At 56.3% G+C, this 309-nt stretch carries 1 protein-coding gene; it reads right to left on the bottom strand.

Going from position 1 to position 309, the window contains the following annotated elements; all coding sequences use genetic code 11:
* Positions 1–294: hypothetical protein (locus WKT10_RS15990; protein ID WP_340278062.1), on the bottom strand; the 294-nt coding region annotated here is incomplete at its 3' end.
* Positions 295–309: the final 15 nt, after the last annotated feature.

Raw genomic sequence — 309 nt, 5'->3', positions numbered from 1 at the left:
TATCCAGTCCACGAACCGCATCGTCACTAACCATTCGCACCGGTCTTTCCGATGGAATACCGCCGGAAGAAGCCCCTTAGCGGCGTCTCTGACTGCCTGTGATACCGCATCCAGAAGGTTCAGCTTCTCTACCCGTTTACACTCTATATGGATACCCGGGAGCCCTACCACGTCCGCATCGCCGGAGGTTCCGCAATACTGCTGGCCCCTGCGGCAGTCATAACCGTACTCCCTCAAAAGCCCTGCCAGCTCACGCTCCCCGCGCTTGCCTTTCTCTCTCTGTGATCTTCCCATGCTATTACCTTTCAA

Origin of the sequence: Enterocloster sp. HCN-30185, assembly GCF_037890305.1 — a bacterium.
In the GTDB taxonomy this organism is placed as follows: domain Bacteria; phylum Bacillota; class Clostridia; order Lachnospirales; family Lachnospiraceae; genus Enterocloster.
The sequence above is the reverse complement of the archived record's forward strand: the minus strand, read 5'-3'. Positions and strand labels throughout refer to the sequence as shown.